Source organism: Arcicella aquatica (genome assembly GCF_034928825.1).
In the GTDB taxonomy this organism is placed as follows: Bacteria; Bacteroidota; Bacteroidia; order Cytophagales; family Spirosomataceae; genus Arcicella; species Arcicella aquatica.
Genome location: NZ_JAYFUL010000012.1, coordinates 1 through 23,210, shown reverse-complemented (window position 1 = coordinate 23,210; position 23,210 = coordinate 1). Strand labels below are relative to the sequence as shown.

The 23,210-nt window shown below is 33.8% G+C and carries 21 protein-coding genes; 14 read left to right on the top strand and 7 right to left on the bottom strand.

The genetic code is table 11. The annotated features are described in order from the left end of the window. Positions 1-128: 128 nt before the first annotated feature. From VB264_RS09525 to VB264_RS09515, 3 genes are all read right to left on the bottom strand, one after another. Positions 129-746, bottom strand: coding sequence for a hypothetical protein (locus tag VB264_RS09525; protein WP_323248816.1), 618 nt, complete (start codon positions 744-746; stop codon positions 129-131). Between the two features lie 106 nt (positions 747-852). Then, positions 853-1,155 (bottom strand): hypothetical protein, encoded by a 303-nt coding sequence (locus VB264_RS09520; RefSeq protein ID WP_323248815.1) that lies wholly within the window; start codon positions 1,153-1,155, stop codon positions 853-855. Between the two features lie 134 nt (positions 1,156-1,289). Further along, entirely contained in the window at positions 1,290-1,571 is a 282-nt protein-coding gene (locus VB264_RS09515) for a hypothetical protein (protein WP_323248813.1), read from the bottom strand. 181 nt (positions 1,572-1,752) lie between these two features. Here VB264_RS09515 and VB264_RS09510 point away from each other — a divergent pair, with 181 nt between their 5' ends. Next, positions 1,753-3,171, top strand: a complete 1,419-nt coding sequence (locus VB264_RS09510) for a hypothetical protein (protein WP_323248811.1) — start codon at positions 1,753-1,755, stop codon at positions 3,169-3,171. A 142-nt stretch (positions 3,172-3,313) separates the two neighbouring features. On the opposite strand, the gene VB264_RS09505 is transcribed toward VB264_RS09510, so the two are convergent. After that, on the bottom strand, positions 3,314-3,547 hold the full coding sequence (locus VB264_RS09505) for a hypothetical protein (RefSeq protein WP_323248809.1): 234 nt from the start codon (positions 3,545-3,547) through the stop codon (positions 3,314-3,316). 346 nt (positions 3,548-3,893) lie between these two features. Between VB264_RS09505 and VB264_RS09500 the strand changes: the two genes are divergently transcribed. Continuing rightward, positions 3,894-9,431: an alpha-2-macroglobulin family protein gene (locus VB264_RS09500; RefSeq protein WP_323248807.1), complete on the top strand. Its 5,538-nt coding sequence runs from the start codon at positions 3,894-3,896 to the stop codon at positions 9,429-9,431. 503 nt (positions 9,432-9,934) lie between these two features. Next, a complete protein-coding gene (locus VB264_RS09495; protein ID WP_309914768.1) occupies positions 9,935-10,372 on the top strand; it encodes an FKBP-type peptidyl-prolyl cis-trans isomerase in 438 nt (145 codons plus the stop codon). 80 nt (positions 10,373-10,452) lie between these two features. Here the strand turns inward: VB264_RS09495 and VB264_RS09490 are convergent, their stop codons facing one another. After that, positions 10,453-10,866, bottom strand: a complete 414-nt coding sequence (locus VB264_RS09490) for a putative toxin-antitoxin system toxin component, PIN family (protein ID WP_323248804.1) — start codon at positions 10,864-10,866, stop codon at positions 10,453-10,455. Beyond that, on the bottom strand, positions 10,866-11,093 hold the full coding sequence (locus VB264_RS09485) for a hypothetical protein (RefSeq protein WP_323248802.1): 228 nt from the start codon (positions 11,091-11,093) through the stop codon (positions 10,866-10,868). The genes VB264_RS09490 and VB264_RS09485 overlap by 1 nt, the downstream gene beginning before the upstream one ends. A gap of 217 nt (positions 11,094-11,310) precedes the next feature. On the opposite strand from VB264_RS09485, the gene VB264_RS09480 reads away from it, so the two are divergent. The 5 genes from VB264_RS09480 to VB264_RS09460 all read left to right on the top strand — a co-directional run bounded on the left by VB264_RS09480 (position 11,311) and on the right by VB264_RS09460 (position 16,416). After that, positions 11,311-12,642 (top strand): DUF4419 domain-containing protein, encoded by a 1,332-nt coding sequence (locus tag VB264_RS09480; RefSeq protein WP_323248801.1) that lies wholly within the window; start codon positions 11,311-11,313, stop codon positions 12,640-12,642. A gap of 122 nt (positions 12,643-12,764) precedes the next feature. Then, on the top strand, positions 12,765-13,928 hold the full coding sequence (locus tag VB264_RS09475) for a hypothetical protein (protein WP_323248799.1): 1,164 nt from the start codon (positions 12,765-12,767) through the stop codon (positions 13,926-13,928). A 197-nt stretch (positions 13,929-14,125) separates the two neighbouring features. Beyond that, positions 14,126-14,959, top strand: coding sequence for a dienelactone hydrolase family protein (locus tag VB264_RS09470; protein ID WP_323248797.1), 834 nt, complete (start codon positions 14,126-14,128; stop codon positions 14,957-14,959). A 258-nt stretch (positions 14,960-15,217) separates the two neighbouring features. Then, entirely contained in the window at positions 15,218-15,412 is a 195-nt protein-coding gene (locus VB264_RS09465) for a hypothetical protein (protein ID WP_309914755.1), read from the top strand. Between the two features lie 101 nt (positions 15,413-15,513). Then, a complete protein-coding gene (locus VB264_RS09460; RefSeq protein ID WP_323248795.1) occupies positions 15,514-16,416 on the top strand; it encodes an AraC family transcriptional regulator in 903 nt (300 codons plus the stop codon). Here VB264_RS09460 and VB264_RS09455 read toward each other — a convergent pair. Next, a complete protein-coding gene (locus tag VB264_RS09455; RefSeq protein WP_323248793.1) occupies positions 16,403-17,131 on the bottom strand; it encodes an RDD family protein in 729 nt (242 codons plus the stop codon). The genes VB264_RS09460 and VB264_RS09455 overlap by 14 nt on opposite strands. Before the next feature lie 158 nt (positions 17,132-17,289). On the opposite strand from VB264_RS09455, the gene VB264_RS09450 reads away from it, so the two are divergent. The 6 genes from VB264_RS09450 to VB264_RS09425 all read left to right on the top strand — a co-directional run bounded on the left by VB264_RS09450 (position 17,290) and on the right by VB264_RS09425 (position 23,031). Further along, positions 17,290-18,258 (top strand): stage II sporulation protein M, encoded by a 969-nt coding sequence (locus tag VB264_RS09450; RefSeq protein ID WP_323248791.1) that lies wholly within the window; start codon positions 17,290-17,292, stop codon positions 18,256-18,258. After that, positions 18,230-19,234: a hypothetical protein gene (locus tag VB264_RS09445; protein WP_309914744.1), complete on the top strand. Its 1,005-nt coding sequence runs from the start codon at positions 18,230-18,232 to the stop codon at positions 19,232-19,234. Before VB264_RS09450 ends, VB264_RS09445 begins: the two co-directional genes overlap by 29 nt. Further along, the gene (locus VB264_RS09440) at positions 19,221-19,934 is read left to right on the top strand and encodes a DUF4129 domain-containing protein (RefSeq protein ID WP_323248789.1); all 714 of its coding nucleotides are present in this window, start codon (positions 19,221-19,223) and stop codon (positions 19,932-19,934) included. The genes VB264_RS09445 and VB264_RS09440 overlap by 14 nt, the downstream gene beginning before the upstream one ends. A 32-nt stretch (positions 19,935-19,966) precedes the next feature. After that, the gene (locus tag VB264_RS09435) at positions 19,967-20,524 is read left to right on the top strand and encodes a hypothetical protein (RefSeq protein WP_323248787.1); all 558 of its coding nucleotides are present in this window, start codon (positions 19,967-19,969) and stop codon (positions 20,522-20,524) included. A gap of 5 nt (positions 20,525-20,529) precedes the next feature. Beyond that, on the top strand, positions 20,530-21,786 hold the full coding sequence (locus tag VB264_RS09430; protein WP_323248785.1) for a DUF4350 domain-containing protein: 1,257 nt from the start codon (positions 20,530-20,532) through the stop codon (positions 21,784-21,786). Positions 21,787-22,053: 267 nt separating this feature from the next. Further along, positions 22,054-23,031, top strand: coding sequence for an AAA family ATPase (locus VB264_RS09425; protein ID WP_323248784.1), 978 nt, complete (start codon positions 22,054-22,056; stop codon positions 23,029-23,031). The last annotated feature ends 179 nt before the right edge of the window (positions 23,032-23,210 follow it).

Below are 23,210 nucleotides of genomic sequence, written 5' to 3'. Positions count from 1 at the left end.
TTAACTATAAGAGATTATTCCGTTGGGGTAATCTCTTTTTTTGTTTAGGCATTTTAAAACTTAAACGTTTTTATTTTCCTAAGTAAGGGAATAAGTCGCCTGATAAGAAAGAAAACATTCTATTTGAGTTATAGATTATCATTTTTCAATATCCATTTTGTTTGCTCATTTACTGAATTTTGACTTTTTCTCAGTATTGATTCAATACAATTTCTATGAATGTCAAAAAAATCTTTTTTTACAGTTCTATATTCTTCCATATTATAAGATCCAGTACTTCCAGATAATACATTACGATAAGTCATGTTTTTTCTTTCAATCTCATTTCCTATTATAGTAGGATATACATCAAATGAAACTCTCATTTGATGTATATCTTTAAAATGATGCCATTGTTTACCAAAATATAGTTCAATATCCTGTAGGCTAGAATAAGGAGCAATATTAAAAACGTCTATATCAAAACACTCTTTACTTTTAAAAGCGTCATTTCGTCCAACCATAAGAGTTAATAACAACTTATGGGAAGAACTACCTGAATAAATAAAGTCAATAGACTCAATTTCATTTCTCCGTTTTGATACATATCCTTCTGGTAAAAGTCTGTATAAAGTTTCTATTTGTTGAAGATTATCTCTCTTTGTTAAAGAATAAGATGAAAATTCACTAAATGGAGAAAGTATTTCATCCATCTCAGTAATTTGAAAATCTTTATATTGACTTATTTTTTTACTCGATTTACTCATCTGGTTTATTTGTAATTAAATGTAAAGTAATAGTTAGTTAGTATAATTATATTAAAGAAGCAATTTGTTTCAAAAACAAGAATAAGGGAAAGCAACTTTCGAGTTTTCATTTATCATTATTTTTAAAAAATAATTTAACAATATAAGTATCATTAATATGTTTTTTGTAGAGGACTTTACCTCCTTCGAAGTAAGTACGAAAGAATAGCCTTATTTCTTCTATTGGGATAGACAATACTAGAGCTAAAATTTCCTCATTTATTACTGGAGGAGGTAGTTCAAAATAATTATTAACATCATCAATACTTGATATTATATCTTCATTATCAAACCCTAATACTTTTGTATTTACAATTATTTCCGTTGTTATATGATTCTCCAATATTATGCCTCTCTCTTCAATAGTCAAATTTTCTAGATTAATCACCTTATTAAGGTTCAGCTAGTCTGTCCCCCCTTTATTATAAATATAGATTATTATTAAATTTACAATAGCTCAAATAAAATACCCTTAAATATTGAATAGTTGATTTAGTATTGTACTCAAATACTACTTTTATATTCAATTAAAATCCATTCAAATCCATTATTTCTAACTTCTTTGTAAGCTCCAAAACCTTTGTGTCCAACAATTGTATCAAGATATTCAATGGCTTTTATGTCAAAATCTCCATTGTATTTCTCAAAATGAAATTTATCCGTGTCTTTTTCGAAACTCTGAATAAAGACAATTTGCGTAATTTTCAATTCGTCATTTTCAATTAAAACTTGAAAATTTGCTTTCCTTTGTTCTCCATTTTCATTCACTAGAATTAGATTATTCATTCCTTTAATGATTTAAATATTTCTGCGTACTCTACAAGGTTTTCCGCTTTCCCTTTTATATAAATATGAAAAAACTTCCCAAACCAATTTATAATTTTAGGCATTATCAAAATTTATTGTGTGAATTGCGTTATTCACGTATTTTTCACATATTTTTGGTAGTCTTCAACCTGTTTATGCCATGTCCAAAACTTTTCTATATCGTTTTACACTAATTGCTTTTGGATGTTTTTTGTCAATAAATTCTTGGGGTATATATTTGGTTTGGGCAGATTATCCCGATGGTCGGCTATATAGAATTGATATTGAAAAGAAGCTTTTACAACAGGAAAAAGCGATAGGACAGTGGCAAGATATTGCTGAAATTATATTTACAGGTATTAACATAACCGACTTCCCAACTAATGCAAGGGTTATCAGTATTGAAATTCCTGACAAAAAGACAGAACGCTATCTTTTGATTGATTGTACCAATCAAGTGTATCATTTTGATTTCAAAAATTTATCCTTAAAAAGGCTAGACAATACATTTTTCCGAGGATATAATTGTTTGAGTACTCGTTTTCTTCGAAAAGATAGCCTGTATAGCTTTGGGGGTTATGGCTTTTGGCAAACCAATAATATTCAAACCTATTTTAAAAAAGCCAGTGCCGAATGGGAAAGCTTATATCCCGAAAATCCTGCTCCAGTAGCCATTAATCATGGTTTAAATGCCTATATCGCAAATCAAGACTATTTCTTTTCTGCTTATAATAGCCTACACAGAGATTCAAAAAATCATGGAAGAAGTGAATATGAGAAAGAAGCTTTTCAATATTCTTTCAGCAAAAAAGAGTGGATAACTTTAGGTAAAGTTACCCATCCGAAAATTTCAGAATTACTTATTCCGAATGACAAAACACCTATTATCTGGACGGGTAAATATTTCTTGCTAGAATACAAAGAAGATGCGATGCTAAAATTATTGTTGATTAATCCCGTTGAAAATAGGGTTTTATTATGGCAAGACCATCAAAAAATATTGGGGTCACAAATTGCTAAAACAATAGAAGAAGACCCATTTTCAATGTATAGTTGGCATGACACACTTTATTTCTTAAATGAAAGTAACTTTGCCAAAATGGCTAATGTTCGACATAAAATTGCTATTAATACTTTAGAAAAAGAGTCAATTGCAGATGGAAAACTTTATGGAAACTTTCATGGCTTTTGGATATTTGTTTTTGTTTCTATGCTGGTACTATTGATAAGTTTTGGGATGTGGAAAAAGAGAAAGACTGTGAATTTTTCAACGACTCAACCAATAGATAAAAATATAAGTAGCTTCACTGAGCAAGAAAAAATAGTTTTAAAAGTATTAAAAGAACATTTTACTACGACTGGTGTTGACAGTAACCTAATGAATGAATTATTAGTTATAGAGGATAAATTACCCGAAAATCAAAGAAAAATCAGAAACGAATTTATCAAGCAATTTAATCAGAAGCTTATCACTCTTTATCATGTAAAAGAGGCTATAATTAGAACTCCTTCTGTTGATGATAAACGCTTTTACTATTATCAATTATCAGAAGAAGTTTTCAATAAAATACCATACTAACCCATCCTGTAGTGATTACATATCGGTAGCACATAAAATAGCGATTGATTCTCAAGTTCCGTATCAACTTTATATTCCATTCCTACGAAACTGTGTTTAGCATTTATTTAAATTTTCTACCGATATTACAAATATTGTTCCATTACATATAATCTTTTAAATCATCTAAGGGCGCATTAAAATCATCTGGAATAGAATAGCCTTTGCTTGCTAAGCTACCAAGTTTAATACCCTTTTTCTTAATTACTTCTTCACCTTTAGTTGTTTCTATTTCTTCCAAAAACATCACTAAAACTCTTGTTTTCTTTTTGGTTGGAGGAGCCTCTTGTAAGGTCAATTGGCCGTTTTCAAAAACTCCATTGATGGCTGCATACATAATAACGTTATTTTAAGGATTAAACCTAAATATTTATTTTATATGGTTTATCGCTTGTTTAATAATCATTCCTTTATCAAAAATGACAATTAAAAAGATTCTTTCAAAACTTTTACCTGCATTTTTCATCTCAAACCCTCTCTAAAATCCAAACATTTAAGACCATCTATTAAAAACTTATAGGATATAAGATATAATTATCCACAGCATTCAGCCGTTTACTAATTTTCTCCGAAGATTTATTGGTAAAAAATTGATAATCAATTAAACTTTGCTGAACTTCTCTCAGATTTTCACAAACCCATTTAATTCTGTTTTACGATTTTCTAAATCGGCTCGACGCTCTATGAAAACCTCTTTCAATCGCCCAACATCGGGCATCTACTTCCTTTTTCTTAGCTTTTTTTTCTTACTCTCTTGTTCAAAATTTGGCGATGTTACGATACAAAGCCTGAATTTTGAAGATGAAGTACAACTTACCCAAAACCTTGTTTTTACATTTAGTAAAGATTTAGTCAAAGAAGCTGATTTAAATACTTGGTCTTCTGAACCACTGATTGAGTTTTCACCAAAAGTGGAAGGAAAATTTAAGTGGACTGCCACTAACGAATTGGTATTTTCGCCTGCTGTAGGTTTTGAAGCTGCAACCGATTATTCGGCTGTGGTGAGCAAAGGTATTTTAGCCAAAGCTGAGAAAGATTTAGGGCTAGATGCAGATAAAATAAAGTTTCATACGCCTTATTTAAAAATAGAAAATGTAGAGTCGTTTTGGACAAAATCAAGAGAGGATGGTCAGCCAACGGCGATGTTGAAAGTAAATTTCAACTACCCCGTGAACCCTCAAGAATTAGCAAAATCATTGACGGTGACGGATGAGAATGATAAAAATCAAGATTTTCAAATTACCCAGTCTGGAGCTATTGCAAGTGTTTTAGTAAAATTAAAAAATCAAGCAGAAGCCAGCGGAAAGTCTTTTAAAGTGACGATTGACAAAGGGCTTTCAATGCCAAATTCTACCTTTGAAACTGCTGAAGTATTGAGTTTGGAAACTACTTTACCCGACTTAAAAACATTAGAAATTATCGATATTCAACATGGTTTTGAGAATAATCAAGGTTATGTAAAAGTAATCACTAACCAAAGTGTATCAGCGGAGCATCTGCAAGAGCTGTATTCTATCGAAACTGATGGCGGTGAAAAACAACAAGTAGCAGTGGAGGAAGCCGTTATTGAGTACGACTCTACGGGTAATCCTATCGAAACGCAAACTACTGTAAAAGCCCCAGAAAAGAATAATCCAACCCTAAGTACCAAGGTCGAAACAATAGAAAATGGGTTTATCATCCGTGGTGATTTTAATGAAAGTGATAATTATGTACTGACCATTAAACAAACCATCAAAGGTATTCTTGGTGCTAGTTTATCGGATGAATATACTAAAGATTTGTACTTTGGTAAAATGCCTGCTTCAATAGGCTTTACCAATTCAAAAGCCATTTATTTATCCTCAAAAGGAAATAAAAATATAGCCGTAAACATCGTAAATACCCCCAAAGTAAACGTAAGGATTGCAAAGGTTTATGAAAATAACATTTTGCATTTTATGAAGTATGGTCGTTACCAAAACTATCAGGATTATAACGAAGAAACAGGCGAATATAAAGCAGGGTCATATATGTACGACATGGATGAATCAGGTCAATATTCTGATGTAATTGTTAACAAGACCATAGAGACCTCTAATCTTGCCAAAGTAAAAGGTGTCAGTGCGTTGAATTTATCCTTGCCTGAGCAAAATAATATCAAGGGGATTTATTTAGTAAATCTTAATTCTAATGATGAATATTATAACAATGCTACTAAGCTTGTCAGTATTTCGGACATTGGTTTAATCATGAAAACTTCTGAAAATGAAGTGGTAGTATTTGCCAATGCTATCAAAACGGCTGAGCCCATGCGTGATGTAGAAATCAAGTTGATTTCGAGCAATAATCAAACGATTCAAACTGCTAAAACTGACTCAAAAGGCATTGTCACTTTCAAAGATTTAAAGGCTTCAGGTTTTAAAGTAGCGATGATTTCTGCCCATACCGCAGACGATTTTAATTATTTATTAATGGATGGTTCGGAAGTAGAGACCTCTCGTTTTGATGTAGAAGGCAAACGTGATAACGTTTCTGGCTTTGAGGCCTTTATATATGGCGACCGTGATATTTATCGCCCGGGGGAAACCATCAATATGAATACCATTATTCGTAAACAAAATTGGGAATCTGTTGGAGAAATTCCTGTAAAAATTAGGTTACTCCTTCCTAATGGTCGAGAATATAAAACCTTTAAAAAACAAACAAATAGTCAGGGAGCGGTTGAGTTATCCATACCAACTAGCACCTCCGCCATTACGGGTACTTATGTGCTAGAAGTAATGAATGCCAATGATGTATTATTGGCTTCCCGCAATATTTCTATCGAAGAATTTATGCCTGATAGAATCAAGGTTGATGTGAAGTCTGCCAAGGAATTCTATCGTAATGGTGAAACCATCCAAATTTCAGCTACTGCGTTGAATTTATTTGGACCGCCTGCTTCGGATAGAAATTATGAAATGCAGTTTAAGCTGAAAAGAAAACGCTTTGAGGCAAAAGCCTTTAAAGATTATGTATTCGATATTCAAGACAATACCAATTTCGAGGACATAACTCGTGAAGGTGTGACCGACGCTAGGGGTATGGCTAACGAAAACTTTCAAATTCCTGTTACTTATAGCAATATGGGTGTATTGGAGTCTAAAACATTTGTAACTGTTTTTGATGAAACAGGTCGCCCCGTAAATCGCTTGAAGAAATTAGATGTCTTTACACAAGCTGTTTTTTATGGTATTGGAATGCCCGATACCTATGTAAGCACCAATGTTCCTGTACAAATTCCGTTAGTAGCTTTGAACAAAGACGGAAAACCTACTACAGCAAAAGGTAAAATAGAAATTGTGCGTTTTGAATACCAAACTGTTATTCAGAAAAATGCTGATAATACCTTAAAATACTCGTCTAAAAAGCAGACAAAGGTGGTATATTCAAGAGCTTTAGCGTTCGACAATGGCAAAACAACTATTGCTTATGCCCCACCCGTTTCGGGCGAATATGAAGTAAGGGTACATAGCGAAGGAGCAAAATCTTGGACGGCACAAAGCTTCTATGCGTATGGATTTGGCTCTACAGAAAACAGTTCTTTTGAAGTAAATAACGAAGGACAGGTTGTGATGGAGTTCGACAAAGAGAAGTACAATGTCGGCGACCAAGCTAAGGTACTTTTTAAAACACCTTTTGCGGGTAAATTGATTGTTACGGTTGAACGAAACCACGTGCTAGAAAACTTTGTGATTGAAACCGATAAAAAATCAGCTGAATTAAGTTTTGCTATTCGCAAAGAACATTTGCCTAACGTATATGTTTCCGCTACGCTGATTCGTCCCTTAGATAATTCTAACCTACCTCTTACGGTAGCACATGGTTATGCTCCTGTAATGGTAGAAGATACCGACAATCAATTACCGATTGAGATTGTAGCTGTGGAAAAGTCTCGTTCTAAAACCAAACAGAAAGTAACCATTAAAACCAAAGCCAATACGGAGGTAACGATTGCGGTAGTAGACGAAGGTATTTTGCAGTTGAAGAACTTTAAAACACCTGACCCTTACAATCATTTTTACCAAAAACAGGCTTTAGAAGTAAATAGCTTTGATTTGTATCCGTTTTTATTTCCAGAATTATCCATTGCAGGAAGCTCATCTGTCGGTGGTGATGGGTATGATTTAGAAAAAAGAGTCAATCCATTAATCAACGGTCGGGTAAAATTGGTAGCAATATGGTCTGGTATTGTGAAAACTGGCTTTAGCGGAGAAACTACTTTTGAATTTGATATTCCACAGTTCTCTGGCGATTTGCGAATTATGGCGATTGGCTATAAAGACGAAGCGTTCGGTTCTGCTACTAAAAACATGAAAGTAGCCGACCCACTGGTAGTAAGCACGGCTTTGCCAAGATTTGTGTCGCCTAATGATGAAATCCAAGTACCCGTAAATGTCACCAATACTACTAAACAAAATGCTTCGGTAAGTACCTCTGTTACTTTGTCGGGTGGGTTAAGTGTAGTAGGAAGCAAAGTACAGAACTTAGTGATTCCAGCAGAAAAAGAAGGTCGGGCTTATTTCACTGTGAAAGCGGGAGCGATGATGGGCAATGCCGTAGTAAATGTTACGGTAAATGGCTTGAAAGAAAAGTTTACAGAGAAAATAGATTTAACCATCCGCCCAAGTACTTCTTTGATGAAAACTGCTGTTTCAGGGGTAGTCAATGGTGGAGGAACAGCTACGGTAAGCTTAGATAATGACTATTTACCAAATAGCCTAAGCACGGAAATTACACTTAGTAAATCGCCAATGGTACAGTTTACCAATCAGTTTCAAAACCTGTTGGATTATCCTTTTGGTTGCGTAGAACAAACAACGGCTTCGGCTTTTCCACAATTGTATTTTGCAGACTTGGTAAAACAGATTCAATCAGGTAAAAAGCCTTATTTAAAAACAGGGGATAATCAGTTGAACCCACGCTATAATGTAGAAGCGGCCATTAGAAAACTAGAAACGATGCAATTGCCTAGCGGTGGTATGTCGTACTGGCAAGGTGGCGACCGCGAGTCTTGGTGGGGTTCAGCCTTTGCGATGCACTTCTTATTAGAGGCACAAAAGAATGATTTTGAAGTAAGTAATGCTACGTTGGGCAAATTGATTGAATACCTAAATAACCAATCAAACACGAAGAAAACTGATTATGAATACATCTATCAGAATGGTGGTAATACGACAAAGGTGATTGCTAGCAGAGAAACCATTTATAGCTTATACGTATTGGCTTTGGCTGGGAAGCCTAATCGCTCGGTGATGAACTATTACAAGGCAAATCCAAGTGTTCTGACCATCGACGAAAAGTACTTATTGGCCTCCGCTTATAGTCTGATAGGCGATGTAAGAAGCTATTCGACTATTCTGCCAAAAAGTTACATTTTTGAACAAACAGAAAAACAATCTGGCGGAAGTTTTAGCTCACCAATTCGTAATCAGGCTTTGGTTTTAAATACATTGATTGATACTGACCCGAATAATATTCAAATTCCGACATTGGCAAGACAGCTCTCAATGGTATTAAAGCAAGAACGTTGGCTAAGTACGCAAGAGCAATCTTTTGCCTTTTTAGCTTTGGGTAAATTAGCGAAAAAAGCCAATGCTAGTAACATTACAGCTTCGTTGACGAGTAATGGAAAAATAGTTGGTAATTTTGCTAGTAAGGATTTGTTGATAAAAAATATCGCTAATCAATCTATTATCCGTACCCAAGGCAAAGGTAGTTTGTATTACTTTGCCCAAGCTGAAGGATTAAGTGCGTCAGGAAAATATGAGGAGATTGACAATGTCTTGAAGGTTAGAAAGCAATTTTATAGTCGTTCAGGACAGCCTTTGGGTGAAGCAAAGTTCAAACAAAATCAGTTGATTGTGGTTAAAATTACGTTATCCACAATGAATGGACTGAATGTGGATAACGTTGTAGTGACGGATATGTTACCAGCAGGGTTGGAAATTGAAAACCCAAGATTGAATGCCGACCGAGAGTTGACTTGGATAAAAGACCAAAGTACGCCAGAGCATTTTGACATTAGAGATGATAGAATAAATTTCTTTACTACGGTAGCTGACAAACCACAAACTTTCTATTATTTGGTAAGGGCAGTTTCAAAAGGTAAATTCCAAATGGGACCTGTTTCAGCCGATGCCATGTATCGTGGTGAATATAGAAGTTATTCTGGTGGTGGCGTTGCAGTGGTGGAATAAAGCTGTCGGTTTGGGAATATTTGATAGTATTTACTTTTACCCGCAGATTATCGCAGAAAAATTCCGCAGATAGTGGAGATATTATCCGAAAAGTATCGGCGAAAATCAGCGGATTAAATCTCCGAAATCAGCGGGTGAATTTTCCTGCAAAGATTGAAGAAATATAATCACTCATTCACAATTAAATTTGTACCAAACAGGATTTAAGAGGTGGTGTTACAGTGGTGGAATAAAGCTGTCGGTTTGGGAATCTTTGAAATTATTTACTTTTACCCGCAGATTATCGCAGAAAAATTCCGCAGATAGTGGAGATATTATCTGAAAAGTATCGGCGAAAATCAGCGGATTAAATCTCCGAAATCAGCGGGTAAAGCTTTTATACCAAGATTGAATAAATATAATCACTGATTCACAATTCACTCAATCACCATTAAATTTGAACCAAATAGGATTCAAAAAACGTTTCAATACAAAAAATAATATACATTAAACAATCAAAAACAATGAGTTTTTCAGATACTCGACAAGCACACATGAGTGAAATCTTAGCGAACGAAATTGCCAAAGGACAAGTATTCTTGGCAGAAAATAGAAAAAGACCAGAAGTTATTGAAACTGAAAGTGGTTTACAATACGAAATATTAGTACAAGGTGATGGTCCAAAACCAAGCGGACCAAGAAGTAAAGTATTGACGCATTATCATGGTACAACTATCGATGGAAAAGTATTTGATAGCAGTGTTTTGCGTAACGAGCCTATCAGCTTTGGCTTAAACCAAGTAATTACAGGCTGGACAGAAGGTTTACAATTAATGCCTACTGGCAGTAAATATAAATTCTTTTTACCTCATCATTTAGCCTATGGCGAACGTGGAGCAGGCAGAGATATTCCAGGAGGAGCAACTTTGATATTTGAAGTGGAATTGTTGAAAACTAACTAAGAGATTTTTAGATATTATCAGTGTAAAGGGTGGCTTAGGTTGCCCTTTTTTTATTTCTCAATGAGATAACTCATGTATTATTAATTTCTCATATATTCACTAAATAATTCCTCTAAATTACAGTAATTAACCTTCGGAAATGGAATCTTTGATAATTCCTTAAAATGTTTATAGTAGGTAACAATCAAATCTGCATTTGATGCTATGCAAACATCCACAAATTTATTATCGTCTACATCCACTGTGATTAATCCCCATTGATAATAAATAGGATTAATTTTTATCACATTTGGTAGATTGATTAAGCCTTTTAGAATCAATTCAGCATAATTTGGAGAATAAAAGTTACCTATTATTTCTTCATATTCTGCCAAGATTTCCGTAGAAACAGCTAATTCAATTTCTCCAGATTGAATAGCATTAAAAAGCCGATGATACTTAGACGACTTTGGTGTAATCATCAACAAACAATTTATATCAATTAAAATTCTCATTACTTATTGTAAGGAATACGTAGGTGTTGATTAGCCAAATCTTCTATATCAGATTGAGTAATATTTTTTTCATACATTACTCTTTCTAGCTCTTGTTCAGCTTTATCAAAATAATATTGGGCCATGATTTTTTGTAATTCCTCTGCTTCTTCAGAACTAATATCCTGTTCTGCAAAAAACTGTAACAGATGTAATTGCATCTGATTCATTTTAGAAATTGTCTGCATGTTTTCTAATCGTTTTATAGTCAAATGTAAAACAATTTTAAAACTAGAAAAAATCCTTTAAACACTTTTTTAAAAGACGCTATACCTACTGGTAGTATCAGTTAAATATTTAGCTTTTTATTTAAAAGCAAATATAATATCGTTAAATTAACGACAAACCATTAAACTTGTATAAATTATAGTTTACTATCCTCTATCGTATCGTTTTATTTAACACATGAAAAAACTAATCACCACCGTCTTAGCGTTAGCTAGCTTCACGTCGTTTTGCCAAACACAGAATACTTTTGAGATTGAAACGCTTACCAAACCTGAGAAATTTCTGTACCAAACCTCTTCAAAAGATGTTTTTAAATTTCTAAAAGCAGACATTGAAAAGAATTCACAGCTTCCAGATAGTATAGTTACCTATGGAGAACATCCTTTCTTGACAGGGATTTTAACGGCTTATAAAGAGCATAGACCTTTTGTGATTTCACCAGATATTATGTGGCTACTTATTAGCCAAGGTTTTGCCAGACACATCTCTAACAATTCAGAGGCATTCAGAAAAGATATTATAGGTTTCAAGAACAAGAAAAATCTTAATATTATTTCAAACGATATTCAAATCGGAAATCCTAATAGTAACTGGGAAGCTGTTTTTCCACAATTCACTAGTCAAATTAATGATTATACTGGCAACAAACTAACCAGTGTACTCACAGCAGACTTTACTACTACTACCCCAACAACTAGAATTGTTAGTGAAATTACAGTGATGGAAACCGTTAAAGAATACTTTAATTATAAAGTAGTCTTGATAGGTTGTGGTATCCCGAAAATTACCATTGAAGGAACAGTTGAAGATTGGCAAAAAGTGCTTGATAAGACGAAATATATCGCTAAATACAATCTAACTTGGTGGACATCAGAACTAGAACCTGTATTAAAGCAAATCATTGAAACTAAAAAAGGGAATTTCAAAAAAGACTTCTGGATGAATATGGTAAAAGCCCATACTGAAAAAAAGTATGGCTCGCCTACAACCATTGATGGATGGATTGTTAAGTTTTTCCCATATACCAAAGAAGGTAAAAAGAGAGACCTAAAGCCGATTGCTAAAATCAACGATTTGGCATCTGAATTGGTGAAAGTGCCTTTTGTATTAGAAGATGTTCAACACAAAAAGAGTTATAAAATGGAGTTTTGGGGTGGTTTTGTTGGCTTATCTCAAAACAAAGACGATTATACGTTAAAGCCCGAAATTGCTTGGGCTATCAATAATAAAAACACTTTCGACCCAAAGAAATCTGAGTTTAGATATCAAAAAGACATCGACGATTTATCAATCAGTAATATCGAAACCATTCCAAATGATATTTATTCATTACAGAAAATAGACTATTTACATTTATCATTTTTGAATAAAGTGCATATCCCTGATGAATTAGCCAAAATCACTATTGATAACCTTGAGCTAAAAGGACAAATATCCTCAGAAGAAGAGCAAAGAATTAGAAAATTATTACCTAATACAAAATTGAAGATAAATGGGGAACTAAGGTAATTTTTATTGTTCTCGTTTTTAGATTTTCTATACATTAGATTTGTACTAAGACTATAACCATCCGAAGGTCTATTTAATGAGCATTAAAATAGACAAAACTATTAAATCAAAAAGCATATCCAATGGTAACCACAAAAACTACACGTATTCTATTTGGCATCGCATTAACTTCCATCATCTTACCTTCTTTCTTGCCTATTGAAGTGGTCTATCATAACAGTGGTGCTATTGCTCTATTTGGGGGTCTTGTTTTTATGCTTTCTACTTTATTGGCTTATCACTATCAATTCCCAGTAGATGATGACTATAGATATAGTAATAACTTCGATGAGATTAACGAAAGAAAAAATAGAGCGGCAATCGCAAAACTAATAATTGGTGTGATTTCTATTGTTGGGGGAATATGGTTTATTGATTTTATTAATAATAAGCGAGAAGATTCAGCTTTTGAAAAAGAAGGAATAATTGTAAAAGCTCTTATTACTAATGGAGGACAAACTATCACAACTACGACAAAAGAAAAGTATTTAGGTCTTGTAAAAGAAGAGAGTAAGAGTAATTCTTATGAAATCACCGTTGACTACAAACTTAAAAATGGAGAAGAATTAAGTGTAGATCAGCAAATTACAGCCGAGCAATATAATGAAGCTTATTTAGATAAAGAGATTGAAATAATATATTATAAGCCTGCTCCTAAAATGATAAAAGTCTTATTAGGACAAGAAAACCTCCGTAAATATAAAAAAGTTTTAGGCAGAAATTTGGCTGCCATTGATTTTGACAAAATGTTCAAATTACCCGATAGCAGTATCAAACCAGAATTGTTAGATAAAATAAATGTAGATTGGAAACCATTTGATAATGGTAAAGAAAAAGGTTTTGAGAATATTACTTCTAAAGAAGTAGTATATAAAGAATCAAATTCAATTGTTTATATCTTAAAAGGCTTACTTCCTGAGAGCGACCCTCAGGCAATAAATGGTGCAAGTATATTTCTAGATCCTTTAGTAATTGAAAAAGAGGAGATTATACCCAGTGAAATGGATTTAAAGATTGCTAAATTGAATTATAACAAAAAAAATAGCGATGAAGTAAATAAAATGATGATGCGTAGCGAAGCAAAAAGTGCTATTTTCTATACAAAAAAATATAAAGTAATGTTTAATGTGAAATTTATCAAGGAAGAACCTAATTTATCTGAAAATTCAGATACTCCTGATAATCCAATAGATAAAACAAGTACAACTTTTACATATACTATTTTGGTATTTACTCCTCGTAAATAAACAGCTGTTAAGTTAAAATTTATATTTCAGGGTCATTCAAAGTCTTTCTCTCATTTAAAATTATCATTAAGCCTAAACCATCTTCTCTTTTTATCCGTTAAGTAGATATTGTAATTGTTCATGATTGATTTTCCCCCAATGATGAACTGGTTAAACCAAAACAAATACTCCGTCGGGGATTGGAGGTATCTATTTCAATGAAAAAACTATTCTTTACATTGGCATTATCGATGCTAACCTATATGGGTTTCTCTCAGAGTTGTTGCTCTTTGGCTAAAGATGACATGCAATTGATGGCATCTACAAAAGAATTTCAGGCTGCTCACCTTTCGCCTCTTCCTTATACACACGTAAGTATGGTTGGTGGTAAAATGATTGAATTCAAAACGCCAGATGGCAAAACGGCTAATGCTTATATAATTAAAGCTGTTAAACCTTCAAACAAGTATTTATTTGTATATCAAGAGTGGTGGGGTTTGAACGATTATATCAAAAAACAAGCTGAAGTGTTTTATGGCGATTTGAAAGATGTAACTGTTATTGCAATTGATATGTACGATGGCAAAATAGCGACTGACCCTAAAGATGCAGGTGCTTTGATGGCAGGTGCTGACCCTGCGCGTTTACAATCTATCATGAAAGGTGCTTTGGCCTTTGTAGGACCAAAAGCTAAAATTGCTTCGGTAGGCTGGTGTTTTGGCGGTGGCTTATCGCTACAATCTGCTATCATCGAAGGCAAACAAGCAGTGGGCTGTGTAATGTATTATGGCATGCCTGAAAAAAATGTAGAAAAATTAAAAACATTGCAATGTGATGTACTTGGTCTTTTTGCAGGCAGAGAGCAATGGATTTCAAAAGCTGTAGTGGAGCAATTTGAAAAAGATATGGCTACTGCTGGCAAAGCTATCAAAGTAAAATCTTTTGATGCAGAACACGCTTTTGCGAATCCGTCAAATCCTAAATTTGATAGAGAAGCCTCAGAAGAAGCTTATTCACTAGCGATTAATTATTTGAAAGGGAAGTTGAAATAAGGCTATGAGCAGTGAGCTATGAGCTATGAGCGTTTTAGATTTGGCTATATTTCAGCGTTAATCTGCAGTTTAAAATCTCTGAAAATCTGCGGGTAAATATCCCATCCTTAAAATATCAGATTTTTTAATCCTCTATTTTTAGTACCGCAATATTAAATTTACGGTTGAAATAGTAAAAAGCCATAGCAACATACAGATTGTTATGGCTTTTTCGTTGAAATATAGTAAGTTTAAACTCCATTAAATCATAAAGGATTTATGAAAAAATTGATTCTTTTTACCGTTCTCCTGTCTTGTGTACAAGTTGAGAGTGAAGCCTTTGCTAGCAATGCTGTAAAAACAAGTATTTCGGAAAGCAAGTCAGACGCTGCTTTTAAAACAAAACGCCGTCGTAAAAAAGGTTTTCTTTGGGGTTTGTTCAAGAAAAAAGACTGTGGATGTCCGAAGCATTAATCATTTATCAATTTGATTGATTTTTTATGGTTTTTTAGTAAAATATGTGCATTTTTACCTTAAAACTTTGGTTTTCAATCAATTCGATAAAATTACAATAAATGAAGGCGTCTTTAGAACAGTTGAGAGATTCATCGAACAGCTCGATTTTTTTTAAACAAATTAGTTATTCTTATTTTGATGCTCCTTTTCATTTTCATCCAGAATTTGAACTGACGCTGATTGAAAAAAGTGAAGGAAAACGCTTTGTAGGAACAAATGTAGCTGATTTTCAGTCGGGTGACTTGATTTTACTGGGTCCAAATATTCCTCATTGTTGGAAAAATGAAGGTATTGGCATAGAAGGCTCTTCACAGGCAATAGTAGTACAGTTTAAGGAGGAAGTGTGGGGCGATATGTTTTTTAAAAACCAAGAGACAGAACCCATCAGAATATTGCTAGAAAAAGCCAAACAAGGTATTCAGATTACAGGAAAAACAAGAGACCGCATTGCGAAGGAAATGGTTTTTCTATTGAATGTCCCTCCTTTTCAAAGAATGCTCGGTCTGCTAGATTTATTGAATACCATAGCCATTTCTAATGATTTAAAGCTGATTGAAAGTGAGCCTAAACAATTTGAAATGTCGGCAGTTGACTTAGACAGAATCAATAAAATTTATGCTTATGTGATTGAAAACTACACCCAAGAGCTCCATTTAGAAACTGCCGCACATTTAGCCAGCATGACCGAAACAGCGTTTTGTAGGTACTTCAAGAAAATCACTAAAAAAACATTCCTTGATTTAGTAACTGAATATCGGATAAAACATGCCTGTAATTTATTAGCCAATACCGAAAAACAAGTAGCAGAAGTATGTTTTGAAAGTGGTTTCGGAAATATTTCTCACTTTAATAAACAGTTCAAACAAATTACCAATCAAAGTCCCTTGGGTTATAGAAAAGTATTTTTAGCGAAAGCAGCTTTTATCAGAAGCGAAAGATGGATAAAGGCTAGTCCTCAATAGTATTTAAATAGGTATGGTCTGCAAGTACTTTTTTCAGGAACTGAAAGTTGTCTAAATCAGACTCCACAGCCATTACTTCTTTTACTTTTTCAGTAGCTTCTTCTATCAATTCCTGATTGTGCTCTCCTTTTCTTAATACTGCTCTCAACGTTGTAATATCATTGTCAGATAAAAGACTAGCCTGAGGAAACATTACCTGATAGTTATCATTAAAGCTTTCCTGACGAAGTTGTTTTAAACTAACGGCTTGTTTCAACTTAACTACCGCAGTTCCTGCGGCTATATCTCCAATTCTTTGTCCTTTGCCATTCGCAGCAGTGGTAATAAGTGCTACGATAGAGCCAAAAAGAACAGTATCAACTAATCTAAATAGCCAACGCATCAAATAAGCTCCTAAGGTTGGTTGAGTTCCATCAAGGTTGATAACCCTAATTTTCATCGCTCTTTTGCCTATGCTTTGCCCATTCATGAATACTTCGAAAAGTAAATCATAAAACATAAGAGGTAGCCATAAGAATAAAACGATAAACACAACGCCTAAAATATCATTATTATCAAACGACATACTTAAGCCTGAAAACAATAATATGCATACAATGCCCCACGCGATGAAGATAAGCCAGTCGATGATATGAGCCACAATGCGGTCGCCAAGACTAGCAGGTATGAAATCTAAAGCAACATTCTGAGTGGTTTGAATTCGTATTTTACTCATTTTTAAATTTGTAGGGCTAAGGTATATGATATATTTGCCTAAAATAAGAAAAGTTTTTGATGCAAAAAAGTTTGTAGCATGGCAACATTCAGAAAGTTTTGTAACTTTCAGAAAGTTAGTAGAGAGAAGTATTTCAAATAAATTTTATTTATAAACCCATGCGGGAAGCCCTATTTAAAAAGCATAACCTTGATAAATGGCAGGAATTTGAGGAAGACTCAGTCAATGTAAACCCCGACATCCTTTCTGAAAGGTTTGTAGAGTTGACTGACGACCTTTCGTATGCGCGCACTTTCTATCCAGATTCGCCAACTACTCAATACCTTAATGGATTAACATCTACCCTTTTTAGTAAAATTTATTCAAATAAACGAGAAAAGGCAAACCGTTTTATCACTTTTTGGAAAGTAGAATTACCTACTTTGTTTTATAATTCTCAACGACAATTACTTTTTTCTTTTATCATTTTCAGTATTTCAGCACTGCTAGGGGCTGTTTCGGCTGCTTATGATGATTCTTTTGCTAGGCTAATTTTGGGGGATAGCTATGTTGAAATGACTTTAGAAAATATTGAAAAAGGCGACCCTCTGGCCATTTATGGAAATGAGGATGAAATCACAATGTTTTTTATGATTACCATCAACAATATAAAGGTATCGTTTATCACCTTTGTGATGGGGATTTTGTTCTCGATAGGTACTGGTTATTTTTTAGTTTTCAATGGCATTATGGTGGGCGTATTTCAGTATTTCTGTTATCAACATGGTTTTTTAGAAACTTCTTTATTAACTATTTGGCTTCATGGTACACTCGAAATTTCCTCCATTGTTATTGCAGGTTGTGCTGGCTTAGTCATGGGTAATAGTCTTCTTTTCCCCAAAACTTTTACCCGACTTGCATCCTTCAAAAAAGGGGCTAAACAGGGCTTAAAAATTATTATTGGCTTAGTGCCATTGTTTATCGTAGCAGGATTTATCGAAAGCTTTCTTACCCGAAAACATCTTTCACTGATACCAAGTTTGATGATTATTTTGCCTTCTGCTTTGTTTATTATCTGGTATTTTGTAGTTTACCCTATACAATTAAATCGATTTAGAAATGAAAAAAACACCCAAAATAATCTTTGAACAGGAACGAGATTTTAGTGATAAAATAAACGCAACTTTTAATTTTATTACTGCCAATTTCAAAACCTTATTTTTGTCTTTACTATACCTGACGGGGCCATTAGTGCTTATTGGAGGTATTTTTGGTGGGTTAGTTCAAATAGCTGCCCTAGAAGTTGGAAACATCGGTCAGGATACTAAAAATAGTTCTCCAGCAGAGCTATTCGGAGAAATAATGGGTAGAAATACAGCTTATCTGTTTTCTGCAAACTATTTCCTTTCACTGGTTTTTTTATTTTTTGCAAGCGTTATGGTCGCCAGTACTGTATATGCTTTTATTATTGAGTACATCCATTCAGATGACCCCAAGACAATCACCATAGAAATGGTTTGGGCACGCGTAAAATCATTATACCTCACCATTCTATCAAGTATTCTAAGTGTAACACTGGCATTGGCAGTTGTATTATTAGTATTTGGTTTTTTTATTAGCCTCATTGTTTCAGGAGCTGGTTCTGGCATTTCTGCTAATTTAGCCATGTTTCTGGCTGGTTTATTAGCATTGCTCACTATTATCTACTTAGGAATTATTTTTATCCTAAATACTTCAATCGTAGCATTTGAAGATATCAGCGTTTGGGATGCTTTTGGTAGAGCCAATTATTTGATTCAGCAAAAATGGTGGTCGACGTTTGGTTTAATAATGGTTTTTGCCATTATCAATTATTTTCTTTCTTTAGTATTTTCGGCACCCTCTGTCATTGTTACTATCATGAAAGTATTGAAAATTGGTGGTGGAGCCTCAGAAAATATTCCCTTAATTATTACAAGTATTATTGCTACCATTGGTAGAGTACTGATTTCATCTTTAACGTATGTGGCACTTACTTTTCAATATTTTAATTTAGTAGAACGCAAAGATGGCACATCGCTAAAATCACAGATTTCGGCCATTGGTCAGAAGAAAACTTTTGAAAATGAAGATGAAGAATATTAGATTGTATTATCACATTTTTATAAATTTAATATTGCTTTCAGCGTATACTTCCTTTCATAGTCTGGCTGTCGTTGTTGATTCTTCCAAAGTAATCGTCAGAAAGCCACAAGAAAGCCAAATAAATGCTTTCAGAAAACTAAAAGACTACCAATATGGTACTGAGCAAGTAAACTATGTAGAAAATTGGTGGAATCGTTTGTTACGCCAATTATTTGAATGGTTTTCAAAAAATTTTTCTGGTGTGGGTAATCCTAATTTTTGGAAAGGAGTTGCCTATTTCTTTGTAGCATCGGTTGTAGTTTTTATCATTTTAAAACTCATTGGTGTTAATTTTGATGGGCTTTTTAAAAAGAAATCTAAATATGATATTCCATACGAAACCATCGAAGAAAATATTCATCAGATAAATTTTAACGAAGCCATTTCTGAGGCAGTCGCACAGAAAAATTATCGCCTTGCGGTACGACTATATTATTTAAAGGCTCTGAAAGAACTGAGTGATGCAGGATTGATTCATTGGCAAATCAATAAAACCAATCAATCTTACGTTTATGAATTACAATCATCAACATTAAAGACCAGCTTCAATCAGGTAACACGTCAATTTGAGTATACTTGGTATGGCGATTTCCCGATTGATGAAGAACATTTTGTTGAAATTCGAGAGGATTTTTTAAAATTTAGTAATCAAATTAATTAATACAGCTAAGTATCTAAATCGTTCATAAAAACATGAAATATTTCAGTTCAATTACGCTCTTGTCCGTTTTGGTATTAATAGCTTTGTCGTCATTCAAGCCTTCATCACATCCTAAAAAAATGTATAATGACGACGATGATTACGATACCCTAGATTATTATACAATGAGTGTGTCGGGTATTAAGTTGGGGGCTAATTATGGCGTAATTTTAGATAAACTAGGGTCGCCAGATTCGGTAAAAAAAGAAGAAACTCAAGATGCACAACTATCTAATCATTTTGAAGAATACTTCTACGGCAAAGATGTCTTTTTTGTAATGGACGAAACAGTAAGTGGGTTTGAATTAAAAACATCTAAATTTAAAATTGATAATTTGGTTGATTTGAAAGTAGGTGATAATATGGCTAAAGTAAAAAAACGCTTTCCTAAATCATATAAGCTTAGAGATGTGGATAACTCTGTGGAAGACTGGATCACTACCGTCAGTGTAAGGTTTGGCGCAACTGATTCTTTCTTGGAAATAATGGTTCAAAACGATAAAATTATTAGTCTGACCACCATCACCGACGATGGTAGCGATACAGAATAGTACGTATGAAAAAACATCGTTTTTACCTCTTAATTCTTTCTTTAACTGTACTAGGATTCGTTTTGGTAGAAATCTACACGCCAAAACCTATCGATTGGACTCAGACGTATTCGAGTAAAGATAAAATCCCTTACGGTTGCGAATTATTGTATAAATTACTACCAGAAGTATTCAGAAATCAAAAGATTTCTGATGGTAGAGTGCCTATTTATGCAAAGGGAGCGGCTAATACTATAAACAATACAAAGAGCAATTATATTTATGTATATCAGTATTTTAGGGTAGATTCTATCAACCGTAAAAAACTGTTAGACTATGTTCATCAAGGTAATAACGCCTTTATTGCTGCTGAGGATTTTTATGGATTAAATGATACACTACATTTTGAAACAAATTATAGCCAAACATTTACCAAAGATTCTGTTACTATTAATTTAGTAAATCCTCAGCTTAAAGCTCCTAAAGCCTTCCGTTATCATCACCAATCTGTGAATACCTACTTTGAGTTGAATTATAAGAAAGATAGTTTAACAAAAATTGTCGCTACTAATGCTATTATCTTAGGCAAAAATCACACTGGGGAGGCTAATTTCATTAAAATTCCTTTTGGGAAAGGCTCTTTTTATTTAAGCACTGTCCCTAAAGCTTTTTCTAATTTTTATCTGTTAAAAGCCAATAATGCAGACTACGCCTTTAAGGCATTATCATATTTGCCCGAACGCCAAGTTTACTGGGATGAATATGTAAACGTTGTAGGTTTTGGCAAAAACAGTAGAAGTATTTTAAAATCAAAATATGCTAAAGGTGAAGATGATATCGATAGTTCTCCATTCAAATTTATTGCTAGTCAGCCCGCACTAAAATGGGCTTATTATATTACATTAGTTTCGTTATTAATTTATTTAATTTTTGAAGGCAAACGCCGTCAACGAATTATTCCTATCATCGAAATACCTCAAAATACCTCATTGAGTTTTGTAGAAACCATTGGTGCATTGTATTATAATCAAAAAGACCATAAGGCCATTTCTGATAAGAAAATAGCTTATTTATTGGCGTATATCAGAAATAAATTTCATTTAAAAACGACGATTTTAGATCAGGAGTTTAAAGACGATTTAAGTCGTAAGACTAATTTACCCATTGCCGAAATTAACGACCTTTTCGATTATGTAGCAACCATGCAAAGTAGCGAACACGTTCAAGAAAAAGATTTGGTTGACTTTAATAAACACATTGAAGCATTTTATAAGAACACGTAGAATATTGAGTGAATGAGTGATTTGTGATTGAGTGATTGGTTTTAGTTGTGAATGAGTGAGTTACTTTAGTTGTGAATTGTGAGTTAGTAAATTAAAGTAATGATAACTCTTTAATCTAATAGTCAAACCATGAACAAATCACTTAATAAAAATTAAAAACAATCACTCATTCACTAACTCAAAACTAAAATCAATCACTAAATCACAACTCACTCATTCACAATTCACTAACTCACAACTAAATCAATCACTCAATCACAACTATATATGGAATTTGAATCAAGAATAGACCTTAGCGATTTACAAGAAGCAGTAGCCAATATCAGAGCAGAAATAGGGAAAATTATCATCGGTCAGCAGAACACCATCGATTTATTGTTAACTGCCATCTTTGCTGATGGTCATGTTTTGTTAGAAGGCGTTCCTGGCGTAGCGAAAACACTTACTGCTAAATTGTTGGCAAAAACAATCTCTACAGATTTTAGCCGTATTCAATTTACGCCTGATATGATGCCTTCGGATGTATTAGGAACAGCTATTTTTAATCCTAAAACAGCCGAATTTGATTTCAAAAAAGGCCCTATTTTTTCAAATATTATCTTGATTGATGAAATAAACCGCTCGCCTGCTAAAACTCAGGCGGCTTTGTTTGAGGTAATGGAAGAACGACAAATTACGAACTCGGGCACTACTTATCCGATGTCTTTTCCGTTCCTAGTGATGGCGACACAAAACCCTATTGAGCAAGAAGGAACTTACCGTTTACCTGAAGCACAATTAGACCGTTTTCTCTTTAAAATCATCATCAATTATCCATCTTATCAAGAGGAAGTACAAATCCTCCAAGGTAATCATACTCGTTCCAGTGCAGCATCCAGCAATCCTGTTGAGTTGATTAATAGCATTTTGACGCCTGCACAATTAACAGCTTTACGTGAAAAAGTACGACAATCCATTGTTGATATTAAAATTTTAGAATACATCGCCAAAATTATTCATGAAACCCGTAATTCAAAATTTATCTATTTGGGCGCTTCACCACGAGCATCTGTGGCCTTATTAAATGCTTCAAAAGCCTTGGCAGCTATCAGAGGTAGGGATTTCGTAACGCCAGAAGATGTGCAGGAGCTTACCCCTGCGGTACTTCGTCACAGAATTATTCTTACTCCAGAAAAAGAGATGGAAGGCTCAACACCAGAAGACATCATTGCTCAAATTCTTCAAAAAATCGAAGTACCAAGATGATTGAAGTGATGAGTTAAGAGTTTTGAGTGGTGAATTGTGCTTGCCTAAAATAGGTTGACAAAAAAATCAACTTATTTATGAGCAAATCGAAATCAGATTCTAAAAAAAGTACAAATTTAAAGATTCGTCAACGACGGATTTTTAGTGAATCGTTCAAACGAGAAAAAGTTCAAGAGTTA